17 protein-coding genes and 1 pseudogene are annotated in these 21686 nt (G+C 71.1%); 4 read left to right on the forward strand and 14 right to left on the reverse strand.

Annotated features, from left to right (window positions below):
- Positions 1-2 precede the first annotated feature (2 nt).
- Positions 3-1076 carry a homocysteine S-methyltransferase family protein gene (locus JG616_RS00275; protein WP_199391328.1) on the reverse strand — a complete coding sequence of 358 codons (1074 nt, stop codon included), beginning with the start codon at positions 1074-1076 and terminating at the stop codon, positions 3-5.
- Positions 1073-2002: a metalloregulator ArsR/SmtB family transcription factor gene (locus JG616_RS00280; RefSeq protein WP_199391329.1), complete on the reverse strand. Its 930-nt coding sequence runs from the start codon at positions 2000-2002 to the stop codon at positions 1073-1075. The genes JG616_RS00275 and JG616_RS00280 overlap by 4 nt, the downstream gene beginning before the upstream one ends.
- A 184-nt stretch (positions 2003-2186) precedes the next feature.
- Between JG616_RS00280 and JG616_RS00285 the strand changes: the two genes are divergently transcribed.
- The 4 genes from JG616_RS00285 to JG616_RS00300 all read left to right on the forward strand — a co-directional run bounded on the left by JG616_RS00285 (position 2187) and on the right by JG616_RS00300 (position 10180).
- Complete coding sequence (locus tag JG616_RS00285; RefSeq protein ID WP_199391330.1) at positions 2187-3335, forward strand: acyl-CoA dehydrogenase family protein; 1149 nt, start codon at positions 2187-2189, stop codon at positions 3333-3335.
- Positions 3336-3496: 161 nt separating this feature from the next.
- Positions 3497-8365 (forward strand): NAD-glutamate dehydrogenase domain-containing protein, encoded by a 4869-nt coding sequence (locus JG616_RS00290; RefSeq protein ID WP_199391331.1) that lies wholly within the window; start codon positions 3497-3499, stop codon positions 8363-8365.
- 78 nt (positions 8366-8443) lie between these two features.
- Positions 8444-9229 (forward strand): NAD kinase, encoded by a 786-nt coding sequence (locus tag JG616_RS00295; protein WP_199391332.1) that lies wholly within the window; start codon positions 8444-8446, stop codon positions 9227-9229.
- 42 nt (positions 9230-9271) lie between these two features.
- Complete coding sequence (locus tag JG616_RS00300) at positions 9272-10180, forward strand: 5'-nucleotidase (RefSeq protein WP_199391333.1); 909 nt, start codon at positions 9272-9274, stop codon at positions 10178-10180.
- A gap of 28 nt (positions 10181-10208) precedes the next feature.
- Here the strand turns inward: JG616_RS00300 and JG616_RS00305 are convergent, their stop codons facing one another.
- The 12 genes and pseudogenes from JG616_RS00305 to JG616_RS00360 form a co-directional block, all read right to left on the reverse strand.
- On the reverse strand, positions 10209-10787 hold the full coding sequence (locus JG616_RS00305) for a DUF2939 domain-containing protein (RefSeq protein WP_199391334.1): 579 nt from the start codon (positions 10785-10787) through the stop codon (positions 10209-10211).
- Between the two features lies 1 nt (position 10788).
- Positions 10789-11475: a DUF2461 domain-containing protein gene (locus JG616_RS00310; RefSeq protein WP_199391335.1), complete on the reverse strand. Its 687-nt coding sequence runs from the start codon at positions 11473-11475 to the stop codon at positions 10789-10791.
- Between the two features lie 98 nt (positions 11476-11573).
- Positions 11574-13010 (reverse strand): annotated as a pseudogene (sbcB, locus tag JG616_RS00315) (exodeoxyribonuclease I); the annotation flags it as partial.
- A gap of 64 nt (positions 13011-13074) precedes the next feature.
- On the reverse strand, positions 13075-14475 hold the full coding sequence (locus JG616_RS00320) for an NAD(P)/FAD-dependent oxidoreductase (RefSeq protein ID WP_343224949.1): 1401 nt from the start codon (positions 14473-14475) through the stop codon (positions 13075-13077).
- Positions 14472-15764, reverse strand: coding sequence for a kynureninase (gene kynU / locus JG616_RS00325; protein ID WP_199391337.1), 1293 nt, complete (start codon positions 15762-15764; stop codon positions 14472-14474). The genes JG616_RS00320 and kynU overlap by 4 nt, the downstream gene beginning before the upstream one ends.
- A 151-nt stretch (positions 15765-15915) precedes the next feature.
- A complete protein-coding gene (locus tag JG616_RS00330) occupies positions 15916-16941 on the reverse strand; it encodes an amidohydrolase family protein (protein WP_199361989.1) in 1026 nt (341 codons plus the stop codon).
- Between the two features lies 1 nt (position 16942).
- Entirely contained in the window at positions 16943-17491 is a 549-nt protein-coding gene (locus JG616_RS00335) for a 3-hydroxyanthranilate 3,4-dioxygenase (protein ID WP_199391338.1), read from the reverse strand.
- Positions 17488-17925, reverse strand: coding sequence for a RidA family protein (locus JG616_RS00340; RefSeq protein ID WP_343224950.1), 438 nt, complete (start codon positions 17923-17925; stop codon positions 17488-17490). Before JG616_RS00340 ends, JG616_RS00335 begins: the two co-directional genes overlap by 4 nt.
- Position 17926: 1 nt before the next feature.
- The gene (gene can, locus JG616_RS00345) at positions 17927-18589 is read right to left on the reverse strand and encodes a carbonate dehydratase (RefSeq protein ID WP_199361992.1); all 663 of its coding nucleotides are present in this window, start codon (positions 18587-18589) and stop codon (positions 17927-17929) included.
- A 34-nt stretch (positions 18590-18623) separates the two neighbouring features.
- Positions 18624-20048 (reverse strand): aldehyde dehydrogenase, encoded by a 1425-nt coding sequence (locus JG616_RS00350; RefSeq protein ID WP_199361993.1) that lies wholly within the window; start codon positions 20046-20048, stop codon positions 18624-18626.
- Between the two features lie 9 nt (positions 20049-20057).
- The gene (gene nei, locus JG616_RS00355) at positions 20058-20891 is read right to left on the reverse strand and encodes an endonuclease VIII (RefSeq protein WP_199361994.1); all 834 of its coding nucleotides are present in this window, start codon (positions 20889-20891) and stop codon (positions 20058-20060) included.
- A 4-nt stretch (positions 20892-20895) separates the two neighbouring features.
- Complete coding sequence (locus JG616_RS00360; protein ID WP_199361995.1) at positions 20896-21681, reverse strand: SDR family oxidoreductase; 786 nt, start codon at positions 21679-21681, stop codon at positions 20896-20898.
- Positions 21682-21686 lie beyond the last annotated feature (5 nt).

Consider the following 21686-nt stretch of genomic DNA (forward strand, 5'->3'; position numbering starts at 1 on the left):
ACTCACGCCCCAGCCCCCCACGAAGCCGGCACCCGCGGAGGGATGCCGTGCACGGCGTCGGCGATGGCCGCGATGTGCTCCGGCGTGGTTCCGCAGCAGCCGCCGACCAGGTTCAGCAGGCCGGAGCGGGCGAACTCCTGCAGGGTGTCGGCCATCTCCTCCGGGGTCTCGTCGTATTCGGCGAAGGCGTTGGGCAGCCCGGCATTCGGATGGGCGCTGACCGGGCAATCGGCGACGCGCGCCAGGGTCTCGACGTGCGGACGCAGCTCCTTCGCCCCCAGCGCGCAGTTCAGCCCGACCGAGAGCGGGCGGGCGTGCGACACCGAGATCCAGAAGGCCTCCGCGGTCTGGCCGGACAGCGTGCGGCCCGAAGCATCGGTGATGGTCCCGGAGATCATCACCGGCAGACGCGCGCCGCGGGCCTCGAAAGCCTCCTCGATCGCGTACAGCGCGGCCTTGGCGTTGAGCGTGTCGAAGATCGTCTCCACCATGAGGATGTCGGCGCCGCCATCGATCAACCCGTCGATCGCCACGCGATAGTCGTCGCGCAGGGCGTCGAAGCTGGTGTTGCGGTAGCCGGGATCGCTGACGTCGGGGCTGATCGACGCGGTGCGGCTGGTGGGCCCGATCACGCCCGCGACGAAGCGCGGACGGTGCGGCGCAAGGGCCTCGGCGGCATCGCAGCAGCCGCGTGCCAGGCGCGCGCCTTCCAGGTTCAGTTCGCGCACCAGGTGCGGCAGGCGGTAATCGGCCTGGCTGACGGCGGTGGCGTTGAAGGTATTGGTTTCAAGGATGTCGGCGCCGGCCGCGAGGTAGGCCTCGTGCACGCCGGCGATGACGTCGGGGCGGGTCAGGGTGAGCAGGTCGTTGTTGCCCTTGAGGTCATGCGACGCGGCGGCACCCGGCTGCAGGCTGTCGAAGCCCCCGGCGAAGCGTTCGCCGCGGTAGTCGGCTTCCTCGAGGCGGTGGCGCTGGATCATCGTGCCCATCGCGCCGTCGATGACCAGGATGCGCTCGGCGAGCGCGGCCTCGAGACGCGCCACGCGGTCGTGATGGAGCCAGGGAAGGCGGCTCATGGCTTGCCCGCGATCAGGGAGACGACTTCGAAATGCGGCGGGCGTTTCTCGCGGGTGACGGTCTCGCAGGACTGCAGCGCGAGGCCGGCCTTGTCGACGAAGCGCCGCAGCTCCTTGTCGGTGAAGCCCAGGTTGACGTGGCCGAAGGCCTCGACCGCGGCGCGGTGACCGTGGCGGGCGAGGCTGGTGAGCAGCAGGCGGCCGCCGGGCCGCAGCACGCGCGCCGCCTCGGTGACCGAGAGCGCCGGCTTGGCCGCGTAGGTCAGCGCATGCATCAGCACCACCAGGTCGAAGCTGCCGTCCTCGAAGGGCAGGGCGTGCATGTCGGCCTCGCGCACCTCGACGTTGCGGTAGCGCTTCAGCCGCTCCTGCGCGGCGGCCACCACGCGCGGGCTGGCGTCGATGCAGACGTAGCGCTGCGCATGCGGGGCGAGCAGCTCGGCCAGCACGCCGTCGCCGGATGCGATGTCGAGCACATCGCCGGTCTCGAGCAGCGGCAGCGCCGAGCGCGCCATCGCTTCCCAGGTGCGGCCGGGCGAGTAGTGGCGCTCCATGTCGCCGGCCACCGAGTCGGCCCAGTTCTGGTCGGCGGCGCGCATCGCGAGCACGCCGGCGACGCGCTCGGCATCCTGGCGCAGCAGCGGGTCGTCGCTGCCTTCGCGGAGGGTCTGCCACAGCGCACGCTGCGCCGGATCCAGGCGGTCCTCGTCGAAGCGGTAATAGGCCGAGACGCCGGCGCGCCGGTCACGCACCAGCCCGGCGTCCTTCAGCCGCGCCAGGTGGGTGGACACGCGCGGCTGGGCCAGCCGGGTGATCGCCGACAGCTCGGCGACCGTGAGTTCTTCCCCGTCGAGCAGCGCCAGCAGGCGCACCCGGGTGGCGTCGGCAAGCACCTTGAGGTGACTCGACCAGGCTTCGAGATCCATTGATATATCTTCGCATCGCGATATAGCGATGCATTGTTCAACGCCGTCCGCGCCCGGTCAAGGCCGCGCGCGGCTGCCCGCGGCGCCCCGGCGCCCGCCGAGTGTCGATGCCGGACGGCGGGCAGGCTAGAATGGCGCTCTTGTTTTCAGGCCGTCGCAGGCGCGGCGCATACAGGAGCAGCGCGTGGATTTCAGCTTCACCGAAGAACAGTTGATGATCCAGGACGTGGCCCGCCGCATCGCGCAGGAGAAGATCGCGCCGAGCGCCGAGCACCACGACCGCACCGGCGAATTCCCGCTCGACAATATCCGCCTGCTGGGCGAGAACGGGCTGATGGGCATCGAGGTGCCGGCGGAGTACGGCGGCGCGGGCATGGATCCGGTGGCCTACGTGCTGGCCATGGTCGAGGTGGCTGCAGCCGACGCCGCGCATTCCACGATCATGTCGGTCAACAACTCGCTGTTCTGCAACGGCATCCTGACCCACGGCACCGAGGAGCAGAAGACGCTCTACGTCTCGGCCATCGCCGAGGGCCGCGAGATCGGCGCCTTCGCGCTGACCGAGCCGCAGTCCGGATCGGACGCCACCGCCATGCGCTGCCGCGCCGTCAGGCAGGCCGACGGCAGCTACGTCGTCAACGGCAAGAAGAGCTGGATCACCTCCGGCCCGGTGGCGAAGTACATCGTGCTGTTCGCCATGACCGATCCGGAAAAGGGCGCGCGCGGCATCACCGCCTTCGTGATCGACACCACGCGCGAGGGCTTCGCCCGCGGCAAGACCGAGCCCAAGCTCGGGATCCGCGCCTCGGCCACCTGCGAAATCGAGTTCGACGGCTACGTGGTCAAGCCCGATGAAGTGCTGGGCAAGGAAGGCGAGGGCTTCAGGATCGCCATGGGCGTGCTCGACGCCGGTCGCATCGGCATCGCCTCCCAGGCCATCGGCATCGCCCGCGCGGCCTACGAGGCGACGCTCGAGTACGTCAGGGAGCGCAAGGCCTTTGGTGCGCCGATCGGCACCTTCCAGATGACCCAGGCCAAGATCGCCGACATGAAGTGCAAGCTCGACGCGGCCCTGCTGCTGACGCTGCGCGCGGCGTGGGTGAAGGGCCAGGGCCAGCGCTTCAGCAACGAGGCCGCGATCGCCAAGCTCACCGCGTCCGAAGCGGCCATGTGGATCACCCACCAGGCGCTGCAGATCCACGGCGGAATGGGCTATTCGAAGGAAATGCCGATCGAACGCTATTTCCGCGATGCCAAGATCACCGAGATCTACGAGGGCACCAGCGAGATCCAGCGGCTGGTGATCGCCCGGCATGAGACCGGGCTGCGCTGACGCATCGACGACCGTGCAGCCCGTGCGCAAACCCTGCCATTGCCCGCGTCCCGTGCCGATCCCGATCCCGGGCCGCGGCGCGGCGGCGCGACGCCGTTCCTGACGAACCGACTCCCTTGGCCCGTGCCTGTGCGCGGGCCTCATTGCATCCGGATACCGACATGAGTACTGCATCGAAGAAGGCTCCTGCCCGCCCCGCAAAAGCCACCACCGGCGACCGCCGCGCGGCGGCGCGCGACAGCCGGCTGCTCGAACCCGTGCTGGCCGCCGTGCGCAAGCGCGCGGGCAAGTCCGGTGGCGACGACGCCGCCACCTTTGCCGCGGCCTTCTACCAGCGCATGGGCGAGGACGAGATCAGCCTCCACGAGGCTGACGGCTGGGCCGCGCTCTCGACCGACTTCCTCGCCTCGATCGGCAAGCGCAAGGCCGGCAGCGCCAGCGTGCGCCTGTTCAATCCGACCCTGGCCTCGCACGGCTGGGAGACCCAGCACACGGTGCTGCAGATCGCCAACGACGACATGCCGTTCCTCGTCGACTCGGTGACCATGGCGCTGTCCGAACTCGGGATCGGCGTGCACGTGCTCGGTCACCCGGTGGTGCAGCTCGGGCGCGACCGCGCCGGCAAGCTGACCGGCGTCGGCCAGGGCACGCCCGAATCGCTGATGCACCTGGAGATCGACCGCCAGACGCCGGAAGGCTGCGCGCGCGTCGAGGCCGCGGTGCGCGGCGTGCTCGAGGACGTGCGCCTGATCGTGGGCGACTGGCAGGCGATGCGCACGCGCATGGAAGAGGTCGCCGAGGGCCTGTCGGGCGCGGCGCTGCCGGTTTCCGAGGCCGAGCGCGCGGAAATCCAGGCCTTCCTGCGCTGGGCCGCCGACAACCACTTCACCTTCTTCGGCTACCGCGAGTACGAGGTGGTCAGGAAGGGCCGCGACGACGTGCTGCAGGCGGTCGAAGGCAGCGGCCTGGGCCTGCTGCGCTGCCGCGACGTGGGCAAGCCGCGTCTGCTCAGCACCGTGGGCGCGCAGCGCACCGAGCGGACCATCGAGCCGCTGATCCTGACCAAGACCAACGCGCGGTCCACCATCCATCGTCCCGGCTACATGGACTACATCGGCCTGCTCGGCTTCGACGCCAAGGGCACCCGCGCGGTCACCGAGAAGCGCTTCCTCGGGCTCTACACCTCGAGCGCCTACAACCGCCGTCCCTGGGACATCCCGATCGTGCGCGAGCGCTACGAGCAGGTGATGGGCTCCTCGGGCCTGGCCGACACCGGCCACAGCGGCAAGGCGCTCAAGCACATCCTCGAATCGCTGCCGCGCGACGAGCTGTTCCAGGCCTCCAGCGGCGAGCTGCAGCGCGTGGCCAGCGGCATCCTCGGCCTGCAGGAGCGCGTGCGCAGCCGCGTCTTCCTGCGCCGCGACCACTATGGCCGCTTCTACTCGGTGCTCGGCTACGTGCCGCGCGACCGCTACAACACCGAGGTCCGCCTGCGTGTCGAGGCGATGCTCAAGGAGGTCCTGGGCGCCGACCACGTCGACACCAATGTCACCCTGGGCGAATCGCCGCTGGCCCAGCTGCACATGCTGGTGCGCCCGCGCACCGGCGAGGCGGTCGAGGTCGACGAGGCCGCGCTGCAGGCGCGCCTGGCCGCGATCGTGCGCAACTGGCAGGACGACCTGCGCGAGGCCCTGATCGGAAGCGAGGGCGAGGCGCGCGGCCTGGCGCTGGCGTCCACCTGGGGGCGCGCGCTGCCGGCACCGTACATCGAACGCGCGACCCCGGCCGTGGCGGCCGGCGACGTCGCCCGGCTCGACGCGCTGACCGGGCCGGAGGACCTCCGCCTCAGCCTGCAGCGCGCCGTGCTGCACCGCCCGGGCGAGAGCGTGCTGCGCCTCAAGCTGTACCGGGCCGGCGGCGACATCGCGCTGTCGGAAGTGCTGCCGATGATGGAGAACATGGGCCTGCGGGTCATCGCCGAGCATCCGCACCGGCTCGAGGTCGCGGCGGCCGACGGCGGCGCGCCGCGCGTGGCCTATATCCAGGACTTCGAGGTCGAGGTGGCCGGCGGGGTCGAGCCCGATGCCGCCCGCTTCGAGGACGGCTTCGCCAGCATCTGGCGCGGCGACGCCGAGAACGACGGCTTCAACCGGCTGGTCGCGTCGGCCGGCCTGGGCTGGCGCCAGGTGTCGATGCTGCGCGCCTACTGCAAGTACCTGCTGCAGGTCGGCGTGCCGTTCTCGCAGGCCTACGTCGAGGAAACCCTGGTCCGCAATCCGAAGCTCGCGGCCAAGCTGGTCGAGCTGTTCGAGGCGCGCTTCGATCCCGCCGTGGCCGACAAGGCCCGCCGCGCCGCCATCGATGTCGCGCACGCCGGGATCCGCGAGCTGCTGGAGGGCGTGGCCAGCCTCGACGAGGACCGCATCGTGCGCAGCTACGTCGGCGTGATCGACGCGACGCTGCGCAACAACTATTACCAGCTCGACGGCGAGGGACGGCCGAAGGACTACATCGCCTTCAAGTTCGACTCGGCCCGCGTTCCCGACCTGCCCAAGCCGCGTCCCTACCGCGAGATCTTCGTCTGCGGTCCGCGCGTCGAGGGCACCCACCTGCGCTTCGGTCCGGTGGCGCGTGGCGGCCTGCGCTGGTCCGACCGCCGCGAGGACTTCCGCACCGAGGTGCTGGGCCTGGTCAAGGCGCAGATGGTGAAGAACACGGTGATCGTTCCGGTCGGCTCCAAGGGCGGCTTCATCGTCAAGCGTCCGCCGGTCGGCGGCGACCGCGACGCCCAGCAGGCCGAGGGCATCGCCTGTTACAGGCGCTTCATCAGCGGCCTGCTCGACCTGACCGACAACCTGACCGTCGACGGCGCCATCGTGCCGCCGAAGGACGTGGTGCGCCACGACGATCCGGATCCCTACATGGTGGTGGCTGCCGACAAGGGCACCGCGACCTTCTCCGACATCGCCAACGGCATCTCCCGCGAGTACGGCTACTGGCTGGACGACGCCTTCGCCTCGGGCGGCTCGGTCGGCTATGACCACAAGGGCATGGGCATCACCGCGCGCGGCGCCTGGGAGTCGGTCAAGCGCCACTTCCGCGCGCTGGGCATCGACTGCCAGAAGCAGGACTTCACCGCGGTCGGCATCGGCGACATGTCCGGCGACGTGTTCGGCAACGGCATGCTGCTGTCGAAGCACATCCGCCTGGTCGCGGCGATGGACCACCGCCACATTTTCGTCGACCCCGATCCGGACGCGGCGATCTCCTTCCGGGAGCGCCAGCGGCTGTTCAAGGTGCCGCGTTCGAGCTGGGACGACTACGACAAGTCGCTGATCAGCGCCGGTGGCGGCGTGTTCCCGCGCAGCGCGAAGTCGATCCCGGTGTCGGCGCAGATGCGCGCCGCGCTGGGCCTCGACGAGGGCGTGACCGCGATGAGCCCGAACGAGCTGATGTCGGCGGTGCTCCGGGCGCCGGTCGACCTGCTCTGGAACGGCGGCATCGGCACCTACGTCAAGGGCGCGGGCGAGACCCATGCCGACGTCGGTGACCGCGCCAACAACGCCATCCGCGTCAACGGCGGCGAACTGCGCTGCCGCATCGTGGGCGAGGGCGGCAACCTGGGCATGACCCAGTGCGGCCGCATCGAGGCCGCGCAGGCCGGCGTGCTGCTCAACACCGACTTCATCGACAACTCCGCCGGCGTGGACACCTCCGACCACGAGGTCAACATCAAGATCCTGCTCAACGCGCAGGTGCAGGCCGGCAAGCTGAAGCTCGCCGACCGCAATGCGCTGCTCAAGGCGATGACCGACGAGGTCGCCGGCCTGGTGCTCAACGACAACTACCGCCAGAACCAGGCCATCAGCCTGATGGAGCGGATGAGCGTGTCGCGCCTGGGGTCCAAGCAGCACTTCATCCAGACCCTGGAATCGCAGGGGCTGCTCGACCGCCAGATCGAGTACCTGCCCAGCGACGCCGAGCTCGCCGAGCGCAAGGCCCGCGAGCAGGGCCTGACCCGTCCGGAGCTGGCCGTGCTGCTGTCGTACTCGAAGCTGGTCGCGTTCGAGCAGCTGCTCAATTCCGACATCCCGGAGGACCCTTACCTGTCGCGCGAGCTGCAGCGCTACTTCCCGCAGCCGCTGCAGGCGAAGTACGCCAAGGCGATGGAGCAGCACCGCCTGAAGCGCGAGATCATCGCCACCGCGGTGACCAACTCGACCATCAACCGCATGGGCGCGACCTTCCTGCTGCGCATGCAGGAAGACAGCGGGCGCACGCCGGCCGAGGTGGCCAAGGCGTTCACGGTCACCCGCGAGACCATCGAGGCGCGCACGCTGTGGGCGCAGATCGATGCGCTCGACGGCAAGGTGCACGAGTCGGTGCAGATCGACGCCCTGCAGGTGATCTGGGCACTGCAGCGCTCGTTCACGCGCTGGCTGCTGGCGCGCCCCGGCGCGCTACCGACCATCACCAGCGCGGTGGAGCGTTACCACGACGGCTTCCAGGCGATCTATGCCGGCGAGGACATCCTGACCGCCGCGCAGCGCCCCGCCTACGAGCAGTCGCTCGTCGACTGGCGCGCCAAGGGCGTGCCGGACGGGCTGGCCAGCCAGCTGGCGGCCCTGCCGTACCTCGAAGCGAGCCCGGACATCATCGAGCTGGCCCGCGAGCGCAAGCGCAAGCCGGTCGAGGTGGCGCGGGTGTACTTCCGCCTGGCCGATGCGCTCAACCTGCCGTGGCTGGTGCGCCAGATCGACCAGCTCGCGGTCGACGGGCGCTGGCACGCGGTCGCCCGCGGAGCTCTGCGTGACGAACTCGCTGCGCAGCAGCGCGCCCTGGTGGGGCAGGTGCTGTCGATGCCGGGCCGCGATGCCGACGCCAAGGTGGCGCAGTGGATCGGCCGCGACGATGCCGCGCTGCGCTTCACCCTCGGCATGCTGGCCGAGCTCGCGGCGCAGACCACGCTGGACTACCCGACCGCCTCGGTCGCGGTGCGCCGCCTGGCGCAGCTCGCCAGCGCGGGCTGAGCCAGCAGCCCGCCCTCCCTCCGCGCCGCGGGGGAGGGCGGGGCTTTACCGGCCAGGGGCCCGCGGTATGCTGCGGGCATGACCGGATCGCCGCGCATCGCCTTCCTTGCCAGTCCCGCGGCCGACGCGCAGGCCGCGCTGGCGCGCTTCACCGCCCGCCACGGCCAGTGCGCCCCGGCCGAGTCCGACATCATCTGCGCCCTGGGCGGCGACGGGTTCATGCTGCAGACGCTGCATCGCCACGGTGCGCTGGGCAAGCCGGTCTACGGGCTCAAGCTCGGCACCGTCGGCTTCCTGATGAACCATTACCAGGGCGAGGTCGGCAGCGTGCCGGACCTGATGGCGCGGCTGGAAGGGGCCGAGCCGGCCGTGCTGCGGCCGCTGGAGATGGTGGCGGCCACCGAATCCGGCGCCAGCGTCGGATCGCTCGCCTACAACGAAGTGTCGCTGCTGCGCCAGACGCGACAGGCGGCGCATGTCTCGATCGAACTCAACGGCCAGGTGCGGCTGGACGAGCTGGTCTGCGACGGCGTGATGCTGGCCACGCCCGCGGGCAGCACCGCCTACAACTATTCCGCGCACGGTCCGATCCTGCCGCTGGGCAGCAGCGTCGTGGCCCTCACCCCGATCGCGGCGTTCCGCCCCCGGCGCTGGCGCGGCGCGCTGCTCAAGGCCGACACGGTCGTGCGCTTCCGCGTGCTCGATCCCTACAAGCGGCCGGTGAGTGCCACCGCCGATTCGCATGAGGTGCGCGACGTGGTCGAGGTGACCATCCAGGAGTCGCGCGACCGCACGGTGACCCTGCTGTTCGACCCCGAGCACAACCTGGAAGAACGCATCCTCAGCGAGCAGTTCGAGACCTGAGGCGTCTCGCCCCCTGCGACCGGCATCGCGCATACTCGCGCCATGCCATCCGACGTCCTTCCGCCGCTGATCGTCGCCATCTCGTCCCGCGCGCTGTTCGACCTCGAGGACAGCCACGCGCTGTTCGAGCGCGACGGCATCGAGGCCTACGCCGAACACCAGCGCATCAACGAGGACGAGATCCTCGAGCCGGGCATCGCCTTCCCGCTGGTGCGCAAGCTGCTCGCCCTCAACGAGGGTGCGTCGCCCGAGGCGCCGCGGGTGGAAGTCATCCTGCTGTCGCGCAACTCGGCCGACACCGGCCTGCGCATCTTCAACGCCATCCAGCACCACGGCCTGGCGATCTCGCGCGCCACCTTCACCTCGGGCGAGCCGACCTGGCCCTATATCCGCCCCTTCGGCGCCCAGCTGTTCCTGTCGGCCAACCCGGAGTCGGTGCGCGCCGCGCTGGTGAACGGCGTGGCGGCGGCGACCATCCTGCCGGCCAAGGCGCCGGCGCACCGGCATGACCAGCTGCGCATCGCCTTCGACGGCGACGCGGTGATCTTCGGCGACGAGGGCGAGCGGGTCTCGCGCGAGTCCGGCATCGAGGCCTTCCACCGCCACGAGATCGAGCGGGCACGCGAGCCGCTGTCCGGCGGGCCGTTCCGCGGCTTCCTCGACGCGCTGCACCACCTGCAGGCGGCCTATCCGCCCGGCGAGGCCTCGCCGATCCGCACCGCGCTGGTGACCGCGCGCTCGGCGCCTGCGCACGAGCGGGTGATCCGCACCCTGCGCGAGTGGGGCGTGCGCCTGGACGAGGCGCTGTTCCTGGGCGGACGCGCGAAGGGACCCTTCCTCGATGTCTTCGGCGCCGACATCTTCTTCGACGACTCGCAGCACAACATCGACTCGGCACGCCAGCACGTGACCACCGGCCACGTGCCGCACGGCGTGTCCAACCCGCTCTGAAGCCAGCGGCCCGGCCGGTCCGCGCTGGTCAGCGCAGGGCGGCCGGCGACGCGTCCGCCGGGGGCAGCCGGATCTCCGACAGGCGCCAGCGCAGGCCCTGGCGCGTCAGCACCAGGCCGAGCTCGCTGCCATCATCGAGCGTCACCACGGCCGAGCTGCGGGAAAGGGATTCGAAGCGCAGCCGTGGCCGCGGCGTGGCGTCGGGTGCCGCGTCGCCGCCGCTGCCGGAGGCGGGCGGGACGTTGCTGGCGCGGTCCCAGACCCTGCGCCCTTCCATCAGCGCGGCAAGCCCGGTGGGCGTGACCATCGCGTCGACCACCCCGGCCGCCAGTCCGGTGGCCACGGTCAGCCCGAAGGCGGCGAACCGTCCCGTCTGCGCCTCGACGCCCGCGGCGCGGACGATGCGGTCCTGCACCTGCGGCTTGAGGCTGGCGCGCAGCGCCGGGAAGTCGACGTGCCGCGCCAGGGCACGCGCGTCACCGGCGTCCACCGCCTGGCGGATGCCGGCGACCGCCCGCCAGGGTCCGCTGGCGGTCCAGGCCAGCAGCGCCAGCAGCGCCACCGCCACGGTCCAGGCGGCGAGCCCGCGCCTGCGTGTATCGGCCATGTCAGAACTCCAGGTCGAGTGCCGCGCAAAGATAGTCGACGAAGGGCGCGAGGTCGCGCAGGTCCTTCGCCAGGACCTGGCGCAGCCGCGGGCCGGTGACGGTGTCGTCGTCCAGCGGACGCCAGGCGACGAAGCTGCGGTGGCGCAGGTCGTCGATGAAGGCAAAGTCGGCCGGGAAGCCGCGCGGCGGGCGCACCAGCCGGTCCTCGTCGTCGAGCGTGTAGCGGCGCCGGAACGCCGGCGCGTGGGCCGCGGCCTGCCAACCTGCGGGATTGTCGACGATGAACTGGCGGAGGGTCCGCAGCGCGGGCGATTCGGGGCGCCAGATGCCGGCGCCGACGAAGCAGCCACCCGGCTGGACGTGCAGGTAGTACAGCGGCGTCGCCAGCTCCTGCCGCCGCGCGTGGAACAGGCGCGCGCCCTGCCAGGTCTTGTACGGGCTCTTGTCGTTGGCGAAGCGGGTATCGCGCTGGATCCGGTAGAGCGATCCGCCGACCGCGCGCGGGTCCGCGCGGAAGTGGAGGCTGACGGCCGCGAGGTCGGGCTGGAGATCGGTGAGGAGCCGCTGCAGCGGGTCGCGCACGTGCGTGTCGTAGTCCTGCTTGTGGGCGTGGAACCAGGCGCGCTCGTTGTGGCGCGCCAGCGCACGCAGGAAGCGGAAGGTGTGGTCGGTGAAATAGCGGGTCATGGCGTGGCGGGGTCGGCGTCGGCGCCTGCTTCGGCTTCGGATACGGATACGGGGACGTCGGCCCCGGCGTCTCCGCCTGGCACGTCACTGCCCGGGGGCAGTCCCGCCGCGAGTTCGCGACCCCAGTGCTCCAGGCGGTCCAGCAGGGCCTGGCGGACGGCGTCACCCGTCGTCTCCGCGCGCAGCCGCGCGATATCGGCGAAGTAGGCCTCGAAGGTGCATTCGGACAGGCCGGCGTCGGCATGCAGGCGCTGGCGGCGATAGTCGTCCCAGCGCGCGCGGTCCGCGGCGCCGAGTGTCTCGGGCCAGTTGCGGGCGCGGTAGCGGAACAGCAGTTCGGGCAGGCGCGGGTCCTGGAAGCCGAAGTCGACGGCGCCCAGCTGCGCGGGGGGCGTGGCGCGCACGCGCGCCATGCGCGCCTTGTCGCCGTCGCCGATGAAGCCGTCGTAGAGCGCGGCGTCGACGTCGGTCGGCTGGCGCGCGTCGCGTTCCCGTGCGAACACGCGGCGGACCTTCTCGGCGATCGCCGGCCCCTGGGCACGGATGCGCGCGGCGCGGGCCTCCGCCGCCTCGCGGTCGATGCCCAGGCGCGCGAAGTCGGCGGGACGGAGATGGCCCCACTGCACCAGGGCCGGGCAGCGGTTGGTGCGCACCTCCTTCAGCGGCACGCGCGACACGCCTTCGGGCAGGTCGGCCGAGCGCACGTAGAGGCGCGCGGCGATCTCCTCCGGCGACAGCGCCAGCAGTTCGCCGGGGTCGCCGTCGAGGTCGTAGACGATGACGCGGCTGGGGATCTGCGGGTGCACCGCCACCGGCACCACCGCCGCCGCGCAGAGGCGCGCGGCCGGATAGCGCTGCGAGACGTGCAGGACCGGCGTCATCGCGATCGGATCGAGCAGGCCGGCCACGTGGCGCTTGCCGCGCAGGGCCAGCGCGTACTGCCACAGGCGCGGCTGGGCGCTGCGGAACAGGCGCGCCAGGCCGATCAGCGCGCGCACGTCCGAGAGCGCCTCGTGGGCATCGCCGATGCGCACGCCGTTGGCCGCGGCCAGGTGCTCGAGCCGGAACGAGGTCGCGCCATCCTCGCGCACCGGCCACTCCAGGCCCTCGGGCCGCAGCGCGTGCGCCAGGCGCATCACGTCGAGCAGGTCCCAGCGGCAGTTGCCGTTGCGCCACTCGCGCTCGTAGGGGTCGTGGAAGTTGCGGAACAGCCCATGGCGCACGAACTCGTCGTCGAAGCGCAGCGAGTTGTAGCCCAGCGTGCAGGTGCCCGGCCGCGACATCTCGTCGGCGATGCGCGCGAAGGCCTCGGCCTCGGACAGCCCGCTCCGTGCGTCCTGCGGGGCCAGGCCGGTGACCATCGAGGCTCCGGGCGAGGGCAGCAGGTCGTCGGGTGGGCGGACCAGGAACTCGATCGGATCACCCTGTTCGACGAGGTCGGTATCGGTGCGGATCGCGGCGAACTGCGCGATGCGCGTGCGCCGCGGATCGGTGCCCCAGGTTTCGAGGTCGTAGAACAGGAAGCTGTCGGTCACGCGCGTGCCACTCCATCGCCGGGCCGCCGCGGCGCCGCGGGCCACGGCCGCCCGGTCGGCGCACTCATGGCGTGTCCGCCAGCGGCGGCAGGGCGGCCTCGACCACCGGGTCGAGCGCCGCGACGTCGACCTGCTCGAGCGCCGAGCAGCCGCGCGTCGCGTCTTCCAGGATCCGCCGTTGGATCTCGCTGCGCCGGAGGGCGAGCGAGTAGGGGATGCGCATGAAGGTGACCATCGCGTAGTGCGGGATGAAGCGCGTCGGGTGGCGCGCCTGCAGCGCCAGCTCCAGCCCGCGCTGCAGCAGGAAGCCGGGGTCGTCGACGAGGTCGCGCATCTCGATGTAGTTGTCGAGCGCCATCGTCTGGATGGCGGCGGCGTCGGGCATGCGCTGGGCCGCGAAGGCGGCGTAGGCCGCCGCCAGGTCGGGCGTCGCGTCCAGGTGCGTCGCCAGCGCCACGCAGTCCTCGAAGGCGCAGTTCATGCCCTGGCCATGGAAGGGCACCATCGCGTGCGCGGCGTCGCCGATCAGCACGGCGTCGCCGCCGAGGTGCCAGCGGTCGAGGTAGAGCGTGCCCAGCGTGCCGACCGGGTTGGCGTCGAAGTCGTGGTCGAGTCCGGGAATCAGCGGCAGCGCATCGGCGAAGTCCCGTTCGAACAGCGCCCTCGCGGCGGCCGCGTCGGGCACGGTCTCGAAGCTCGGGTCGCCATGACCCTCGTCCTTGAGCGCCATGAACAGCGTCACGGTGAACGTGCGCTCGTCGTTCGGCAGCGCGATGCACATGTAGCGGCCGCGCGGCCAGATGTGCAGCGCGTTCGGCTCGATGCGGAAGTCGCCGTCGGGCGCCGGCGGGATCTCCAGCTCCTTGTAGCCGTGGCCCAGCCACTCGGTGCGCTCGCCGAGGTCGCCGCGCTCGCGCATCTGCGCGCGCAGGGTGGAGCCGGCGCCGTCGCAGCCGACCAGCGTGCTGAAGCCGACCCGGTGCAGCCCGCCGCCGCCGCGGTAGAAGGCGCGCTTCGCGGCGAAGTCCACCGCCTCCAGCCGCCGGTCGAAATGGATGTCCGCGCCCGCCGCCTCCGCGGCATTGATCAGGGTGATGTTGAGTTCGCCGCGGCTGACCGACCAGATCACCTCGCTGTCGTCGCGGCCATAGCGCTGCAGCTGCGGGCTGCCCGCGGGCGGGTGCACCATGCGCCCGCGCATCATCACTGCCTGCGCCAGCACGTCGCGGTCGGCGTCCGCCGCGCGCAGCGCGTGCAGGCCACGCTCGGCCAGGGCCAGGTTGATCGAGCGCCCGCCGGCGAATCCGTGCAGGCGCGGATCGCCGCGGCTTTCGTACACCTCGACCTTCCAGCCGCGCTGGGCGAGCAGGGTGGCCATCAGCGCGCCGGCCAGGCCTGCGCCGATGATGGTCGCTTCGCGTTGGCCGGTGGTGCCGGCGGCCGCGGGTGCGCCGGGCGCGGTCACGCCCGGCCCTCGCGCCAGGCCTCGGTGGCGCGGACGAAGCGCAGCACGTCGGCGTGGCTGTTGTACATCGGCACCGGCGAGATGCGGATCACGTCGGGTTCGCGCCAGTCGCCGAGCACGCCCTGCGCCGACAGCGATTCGAACAGCGACCGCCCGGCTGCGCGTCCGCGCAGGCCGCGTCCCTCGAGTACGCGCAGCGACAGTTGTGCGCCGCGCTGCGCCGGATCACGCGGCGTGGCGATGCGCAGCGTGTCCGCCAGGCGCTGCTCGATGAGGGTTTCGAGATAGCCGGTGAGCGCACGCGATTTCGCCTGCAGCGTCTCCATGCCCACGCGGTCGAACAGTTCCAGCGATGCGCGCAGCGGCGCCAGCCCGAGGATCGGTGGGTTGCTCAGCTGCCAGCCGTCGGCGCCCGGCGTGGGCTCGAAGTCGGGCGCCATGTTGAAACGCGTTGCTTCGTCGTGTCCCCACCATCCGGCGAACCGCGGGCGATCGGTGTGCGCATGGCGCGCGTGCACGAAGCATCCCGCGACCGCGCCCGGCCCGGCGTTGAGATACTTGTAGTGGCACCACACGGCGAAGTCGGGGCCATCGTCGTGCAGGCGCAGCGCGAGGTTCCCCGCGGCGTGCGCCAGGTCGAAGCCCACCACGGCACCGGCGGCGTGGCCGAGCCGCGTGATGGCGGCGATGTCGAAGGCCTGGCCGCTGCGGTACTGCACGCCGGGCCACAGCACCAGCGCCAGGCGCGGCCCGTGCTGTCCGATCGCGCGCGCGATGGCCTCCATCGAGAACGTGCCCTCGGGCAGGTCGGGCTGCAGCTCGATCAGGTCGGTGGCCGGGTCGAAGCCATGGAAGCGCAGCTGCGATTCCAGCGCGTAGCGGTCGGACGGAAACGCGCCGGCCTCCATCAGGATCGCCGGCCGCTCCGGCGTCGGACGGTAGAAGCTCACCAGCATGAAGTGCAGGTTGGCGGTCAGCGAGTTCATCGCCACCACCTCCGCAGGCTCCGCTCCCATCACCCGTGCCAGCGGATCGCGCAGCAGCGCGTGGTAGGGCATCCACTGCGTGGTCCCGGTGAAGTGCGCTTCCACCGCCTCGGCCGCCCACTTGTCGAGCACGTCCTCCACGTGCGCCCGCGCCGCCTTCGGCTGGAGCCCCAGCGAGTTGCCGACGAAATACGCCTGCTCGCCATCGCCGTGGCGCGGGACGTGGAACTCGGCGCGTATCCCGCGCAGCGGATCGGCGTCGTCAAGGGTTGCAGCGTGCCGGTCGGTGTACAGGTCTGTCATGGAAGAAGCCTTTGCCACGGATTTGCGCGGATGCGCACGGATTTACACGGATGGAGCCAGAGAACCAGATGGGGAGAGTGCCCTTGAATCTGCTTTCGCGTGATCCGCGTGAATTCGTGCGCATGCGCGTAGATCCGTGGCAGAAAGCTCCTCACGTAAACCTTGACATCGGCAGGCCCAGCCATTCCAGCGCAGTGCCGTGGTAGAGGCGGGCCTGGGCGGCGGGGTCGAGGTGGAGGGCGTCGATGCCGGCGCCGGGGTGCTGCTCGCCGAGCGGGAAGGGGTAGTCGGTGCCGAGCATCACGCGGTCGACCCCGCAGGTGTCGAGCAGGTACTGCAGGGCGCGGTCGTCGGCCACCCAGGAGTCGAAGTACAGGCGCGACAGGTACTCGCGCGGGTTGCGCGGGTTGTCGGTGGCCACCAGGTCCGGGCGCATGTTGAAGCCGTGCTCGATGCGGCCGATGGTGTAGGGGAAGCTGCCGCCGCCGTGCGCCATGCAGATCTTCAGCTTCGGCAGGCGTTCCAGCACGCCGCCGAAGACCAGCGAGCAGGCCGCGCGCGACTGCTCAGCCGGCATGCCCACCAACCACGGCAGCCAGTACTTCGGCATGGTGGCGGTGCCCATCATGTCCCAGGGATGCACCAGGATCGCGGCCCCCAGGTCGGCGGCGGCCTCGAAGAACGGGAACAGTTCCGGCGCGTCCAGGTTCCAGTGGATGTCGGGCGAGACCTGCACGTGCGAGCCGATCTGCACGCCCTGCAGGCCGAGCTGGTCCATGCAGCGCTCGAGTTCCTGCACCGCCAGCCGCGGCGACTGCAGCGGCACGGTGCCGATGCCGGCGTAGTGGCGCGGATGCGCGCGGCATGTTTCGGCCATGTGGTCGTTGAGCGCCTGGTGCAGCTCCAGCGCCTGGTGCGGCCGGGCCCAGTAGCTGAACATCACCGGCACCGTACTGATCACCTGCACCTGGACGCCGAAGCGCGCGTAGTCGTCGATGCGTTCCTGCGCGTCCCAGGTCTTGGACCAGATCTCGCGGAAGAAGCGACCGTCCTTGTAGATGCGGTGGCGGCCGTCCTCGGTGTGGTGGATCACCGGGAAGCGCTCGTCGCCGTACTTGCGCGCGAGGTCGGGCCAGTCGCGCGGCAGGTAGTGGGCGTGGATGTCGATCTTCAGCATGTCAGGTGATGTCGGCCTGCGAGTCGGCCTGCATCTCGTAGCGCGTCGGCCGCGGGTTGAGGTGGCCGCACGCCTTGCAGGTGCGCAGGCCTTCGTCGCGGTAGAAGGTTTCGAAGACGCGGAAGAAGTCCTGCTCGATGTCTTCGAGGTGGAAGAACTCCTCGTAGAGCTTGGCGTTGCATTCGACGCAGAACCACATCAGGCCGTCGTCCTCATGCGCCAGGCGCCGGCGTTCGATCACCAGCCCGATCGAGCCTTCGGCGCGCTGCGGGGAGTGGGGCACGCGCGGCGGCAGCAGGAAGGTCTCGCCGGCGCGGATCGCGACGTCGCGTACCTGGCCCTCGTCCTGGATGCGCAGCACCATCTCGCCCTCGAGCTGGTAGAACCATTCAGGCCCTTCCTCGAAGTGGTAGTCGGTGCGGGCGTTGGGTCCGCCGACCACCATCACGATGAACTCGCCGTCGTAGATGCACTTGTTGCCGACGGGTGGCTTGAGCAGGTGGCGGTTGTCGTCGATCCATTTCTGGAAGTTCAGCGGCGCGGGAATCATGGCGTGTCTCCCTTCAGGGCCGCGACGCACTTGAGCTCGATCGCGATCGGCGTCGGCAGCGCGGTGATGCCGAGCGTGGTCCGGCACGGGGCGGTGGCCGGGTCCGGGAAGTGCTCCGCCCACACCGCGTTGTAGGCCTTGAAGTCGCGCGCCATGTCGGTGAGATAGACGGTCACGTCCACCAGGTCCTCCCAGCGCGCGCCGCTGGCCTCGAGCACGGCGCGGACGTTGGCGAACACCGCGCGCGCCTGCGCGGCGATGTCGTAGCTGCGCACGCGGCCATCCGCGAAATAGACGTTGCCGGGGATCGCATCGCTGGCCGGGTCGCGCGGCCCGATGCCCGACAGGAACAGCAGGTCGCCCACGCGCCGCGCATGCGGATAGGCACCGACCGGCTTGGGTGCGGTGTCGGCCTGGACCGCGGTGCTAGCCACGTCAGCGGTCCTCGCGGTCTTCGCTGATGCGCTGCAGCGCAGGCTCGTACTGCTCGGGCAGCGCGTTCGGGCAATCGATCGACAGTCCGAGGTCATGCACCCGGCCGTCGCGCAGCGAGTAGACCCAGGCGTGCACGGCGAGCTGCTGCCCGCGCGCCCAGGCTTCGCGCACCACCGTGGTCTCGCAGACGTTGATCATCTGCTCCAGGGCGTTGAGCTCGCACAGGCGATCGTGGCGGATCTCGTCGCTGTCGAGCGCCTCGATGATCGCGCGGTGCTTGTGCTTCACGTCCTTGACGTGGCGGATCCAGTTGTCGGCCAGGCCCACGCGCTGGCTGGTGAGCGCGGCGCCCACGCCGCCACAGCCGTAGTGCCCGACGACCAGGATGTGCTCGACCTTGAGCACGTCGATCGCGTACTGGATCACCGACAGGCAGTTGAGGTCGGTGTGCACCACGACATTGGCGATGTTGCGGTGGACGAAGACCTCGCCCGGGTTCATGTCGATGATCTGGTTGGCCGGCACGCGCGAGTCGGAGCAGCCGATCCACAGGTATCTGGGGTGCTGCAACCCGGACAGGCGGCTGAAGAAGCCGGGATCCTCGGCGCGGGCGCGCTCGGCCCAGATGCGGTTGCGTTCGAGGAGGTCGTGCATTCGGTACATGGGGGTTCCGTGTGGTGCGAAAGGGGGTGCGGGCTCAGGTCGCGATGCAGACGTTGCGCGGCTCGGTGAAGAAGCGCATCGCCTCCAGTCCGCCCTCGCGACCCAGGCCGGACTGGCCCATGCCGCCGAAGGGCGTGCGCAGGTCGCGCAGCAGCCAGGTATTGATCCAGACGATGCCGCAGCGCAGCTGCGCGCCAAAGCGGTGGGCGCGGGCGAGGTCGCGCGTCCACACCGAAGCGGCCAGGCCATGGTCGCCGGCGTTGGCCAGCACCAGCGCGTGGTCGTCGTCGTCGAAGGGCTGCAGCGTGGCGACCGGCCCGAAGATCTCCTCGCGGTTGCTGGCGCAATCCGGCCCCAGGCCCTCGATCACCGTGGGCGGCACGAACCAGCCCGGACGCTCGAGCGCGCTGCCGCCGCAGAGCACCGTGCCGCCCTCGTCGCGCGCCCGCGCGATCGCCGCCACGACCTTGTCGAAGTGCGCCTGCGAGACCAGCGGGCCGAGGTTGGCATCGCTGTCCATGGGATCGCCCGGGCGCAGGGTCAGCGCGGCCTGGACGAAGGCGTCGCGGAATTCCACGTACACCTTGCGCTCGACCAGGATGCGCGAGCCGCACAGGCAGATCTGCCCGCTGTTCTGGAAGGCCGAGCGGACGAGGATGCCGAGCTGGTCGCGCCAGTCGCTGTCGGCGAAGACCAGGGTCGGATTCTTGCCGCCCAGCTCCAGCGAGACCTTCTTCAGCAGCGGCCCGGCAATGCCGGCGATGCGCTGGCCCACCGCGGTGCTGCCGGTGAACGAGATCGCGCGCACGTCGTCGTGGCGCACCAGGGCCTCGCCAACGTCCGGCCCGCTGCCGTGCACCACGTTGAGCACGCCTTGCGGCAGGCCGGCCTCCAGCGCCAGCTGGCCGAACAGGGTGGCGGTCGCGGGCGTCACTTCCGACGGCTTCGCGACCACGGTATTGCCTGCCGCGAGCGCTGGCGCGAGCTTCCAGGTGAACAGGTACAGCGGCAGGTTCCAGGGCGAGATGGTGCCGACAACCCCCAGCGGCTGGCGCAGGGTGTAGTTGAGGCCGGCTTCGCCGTGGTGCGATTCGCTGCTGAACTGGGTGGCCGCGTGGGCGAAGAAGCGCAGGTTGGACACCGCGCGCGGGATTTCCGCGTCGCGCGCCAGCGCATAGGGCTTGCCGCCGTCACGGGCCTCGGCGTGGGCGAAGTCCTCCGCCCGCGCCTCCAGGGCGTCGGCGAGGCGCTCCAGGTGGCGGGCACGCTCGCTGTTGCGCAGGCCCGACCAGGCGGGGAAGGCCGCGCCCGCCGCCGCGACCGCCGCGTCGATGTCGGCGGCATCGCCATCCGCGACCTCGGCATAGGGGCGGCCCAGGGCCGGGTCGCACACCTCGCGCCAGCGACTGCTGGCGGCGTCGCGCGTCCCGCTGCCGATGACGTGTGCGTAGCGTCGCATCCCGCAAGCTTACCCGCGCCGGACCGGGCCGTCAGGCTGGCAGGCCGGGCAGAGGTAGAGCCGGCGCGATCCGACGCTCATGCGCTCGATCGCGGTGCCGCAGGCGGGGCAGGGCTGGCCGCCGCGCCCGAAGACCTGGAAGCGGAAGGCGTCCGGCGTGTCGGTGAGGTAGTCATCGCGCATGCGGTCGGCGGGTGCGATGCCGCGGGTGGCGTAGCTCAGGCGGGGGATGGCGAGCAGCGCCCGTGCGAGGCGTGCCGTCGCTTCCGGCTCCAGGTCCTTCGGCCGCCGCTCCGGCCGCAGCCCCGCGCTGAACAGCACCTCCGAGCGCAGGTAGTTGCCCATGCCCGCAAGGAAGCCCTGGTCGAGCAGCAGGCTGCCGAGTGCTCGGCCGCGGTAGGGCGCGGACCGCAGCCGCGCGGCAACGGCGGTCGCGTCCAGAGCGGTATCGAGCACGTCGGGTCCAAGGCCCTGCAGGAACGGATGCGATTCGACTTCGTCGCTGCGCCACATCGACACATCCGATGCGGAGTACAGCAGGATCGCGCCGCGCGGGGTCTCGAAGGCAACGCGCAGCGACCGCTGCGTCTCCGGCTGCTCACCCGGCGCGGCCACTTTCCAGACGCCGTACAGCTGGTTGTGGCTGTACATCGTCCAGTCGTGGTCGAAGCGGATCAGCATCGCCTTGCCGCGCGAGGTGATCGATTCGATGCGGCGGCCGACCAGGCCGGCTTCGAAGCGCTTCAGTGCGGTGAATGCGAACCAGGCGCGGACCAGCGGCTCGCCCGCCACCGCCTCGGCAAGGCGGTCGGCGGCGCGGCGGATCTCCGGGCCTTCGGGCACGGCCTCAGATCGAGGCCATGCGCCCGCCGTCGACCGCGAGGCTGACGCCGTTGACGTAGGACCCGGCCGGCGAGCACAGGAAGGCGATCACGCCGCCGGTCTCGTCGGCGGTGGCGAAGCGTCGGGCCGGGATCGCGGCCTCCATCTCGCGGCGGATGTCGTCTTCGCTGCGGCCTTCCTTCTTCGCGCGGTCGCCGATGATCTGGCGGATGCGCCCGGTCTCGGTGAAGCCGGGCAGCACGTTGTTGACCGTGATGCCCTCGGGCGCCAGTTCGCGCGACAGCGTCTTGGCCCATGAGGCCACCGCGCCGCGGATGGTGTTTGACACGCCCAGTCCGACGATCGGTTCCCGCACCGAGGTCGAGACCACGTTGACCACGCGGCCCCAGCGCGCTTCACGCATGCCCGGCAGCACAGCCTGCAGCAGCACCTGGTTGGCGAGCAGGTGGCGGCGGAAGGCGGCTTCGAAGGCGTCCAGCGGCGCGTCGGCCGCGGGCCCACCGGGCGGCCCGCCGGTGTTGTTGACCAGGATGTGCACGGGGCGCCGCGCGACCACGGAGGCCACGGCCTTGGCCAGGCCGTCGGTGTCTGCGCTGTCGGCCGCCACGAGGGCGTGCTCGCGGCCCGCACCACTCGCCAGCGTCGACACCACCTCGCGTAGCGCATCCTCGCGGCGGGAGAGCACCGTGACGCTGGCGCCCAGCGCGGCCAGTTCAATCGCGGTGGCGCGACCGATGCCTTCGGACGCACCGCAGACCAGTGCGTGGCGTCCGGTGAGGTCGAGGTCCATGGCTG

The organism is Luteimonas sp. MC1895 (genome assembly GCF_016457215.1).
GTDB lineage: Bacteria > Pseudomonadota > Gammaproteobacteria > Xanthomonadales > Xanthomonadaceae > Luteimonas.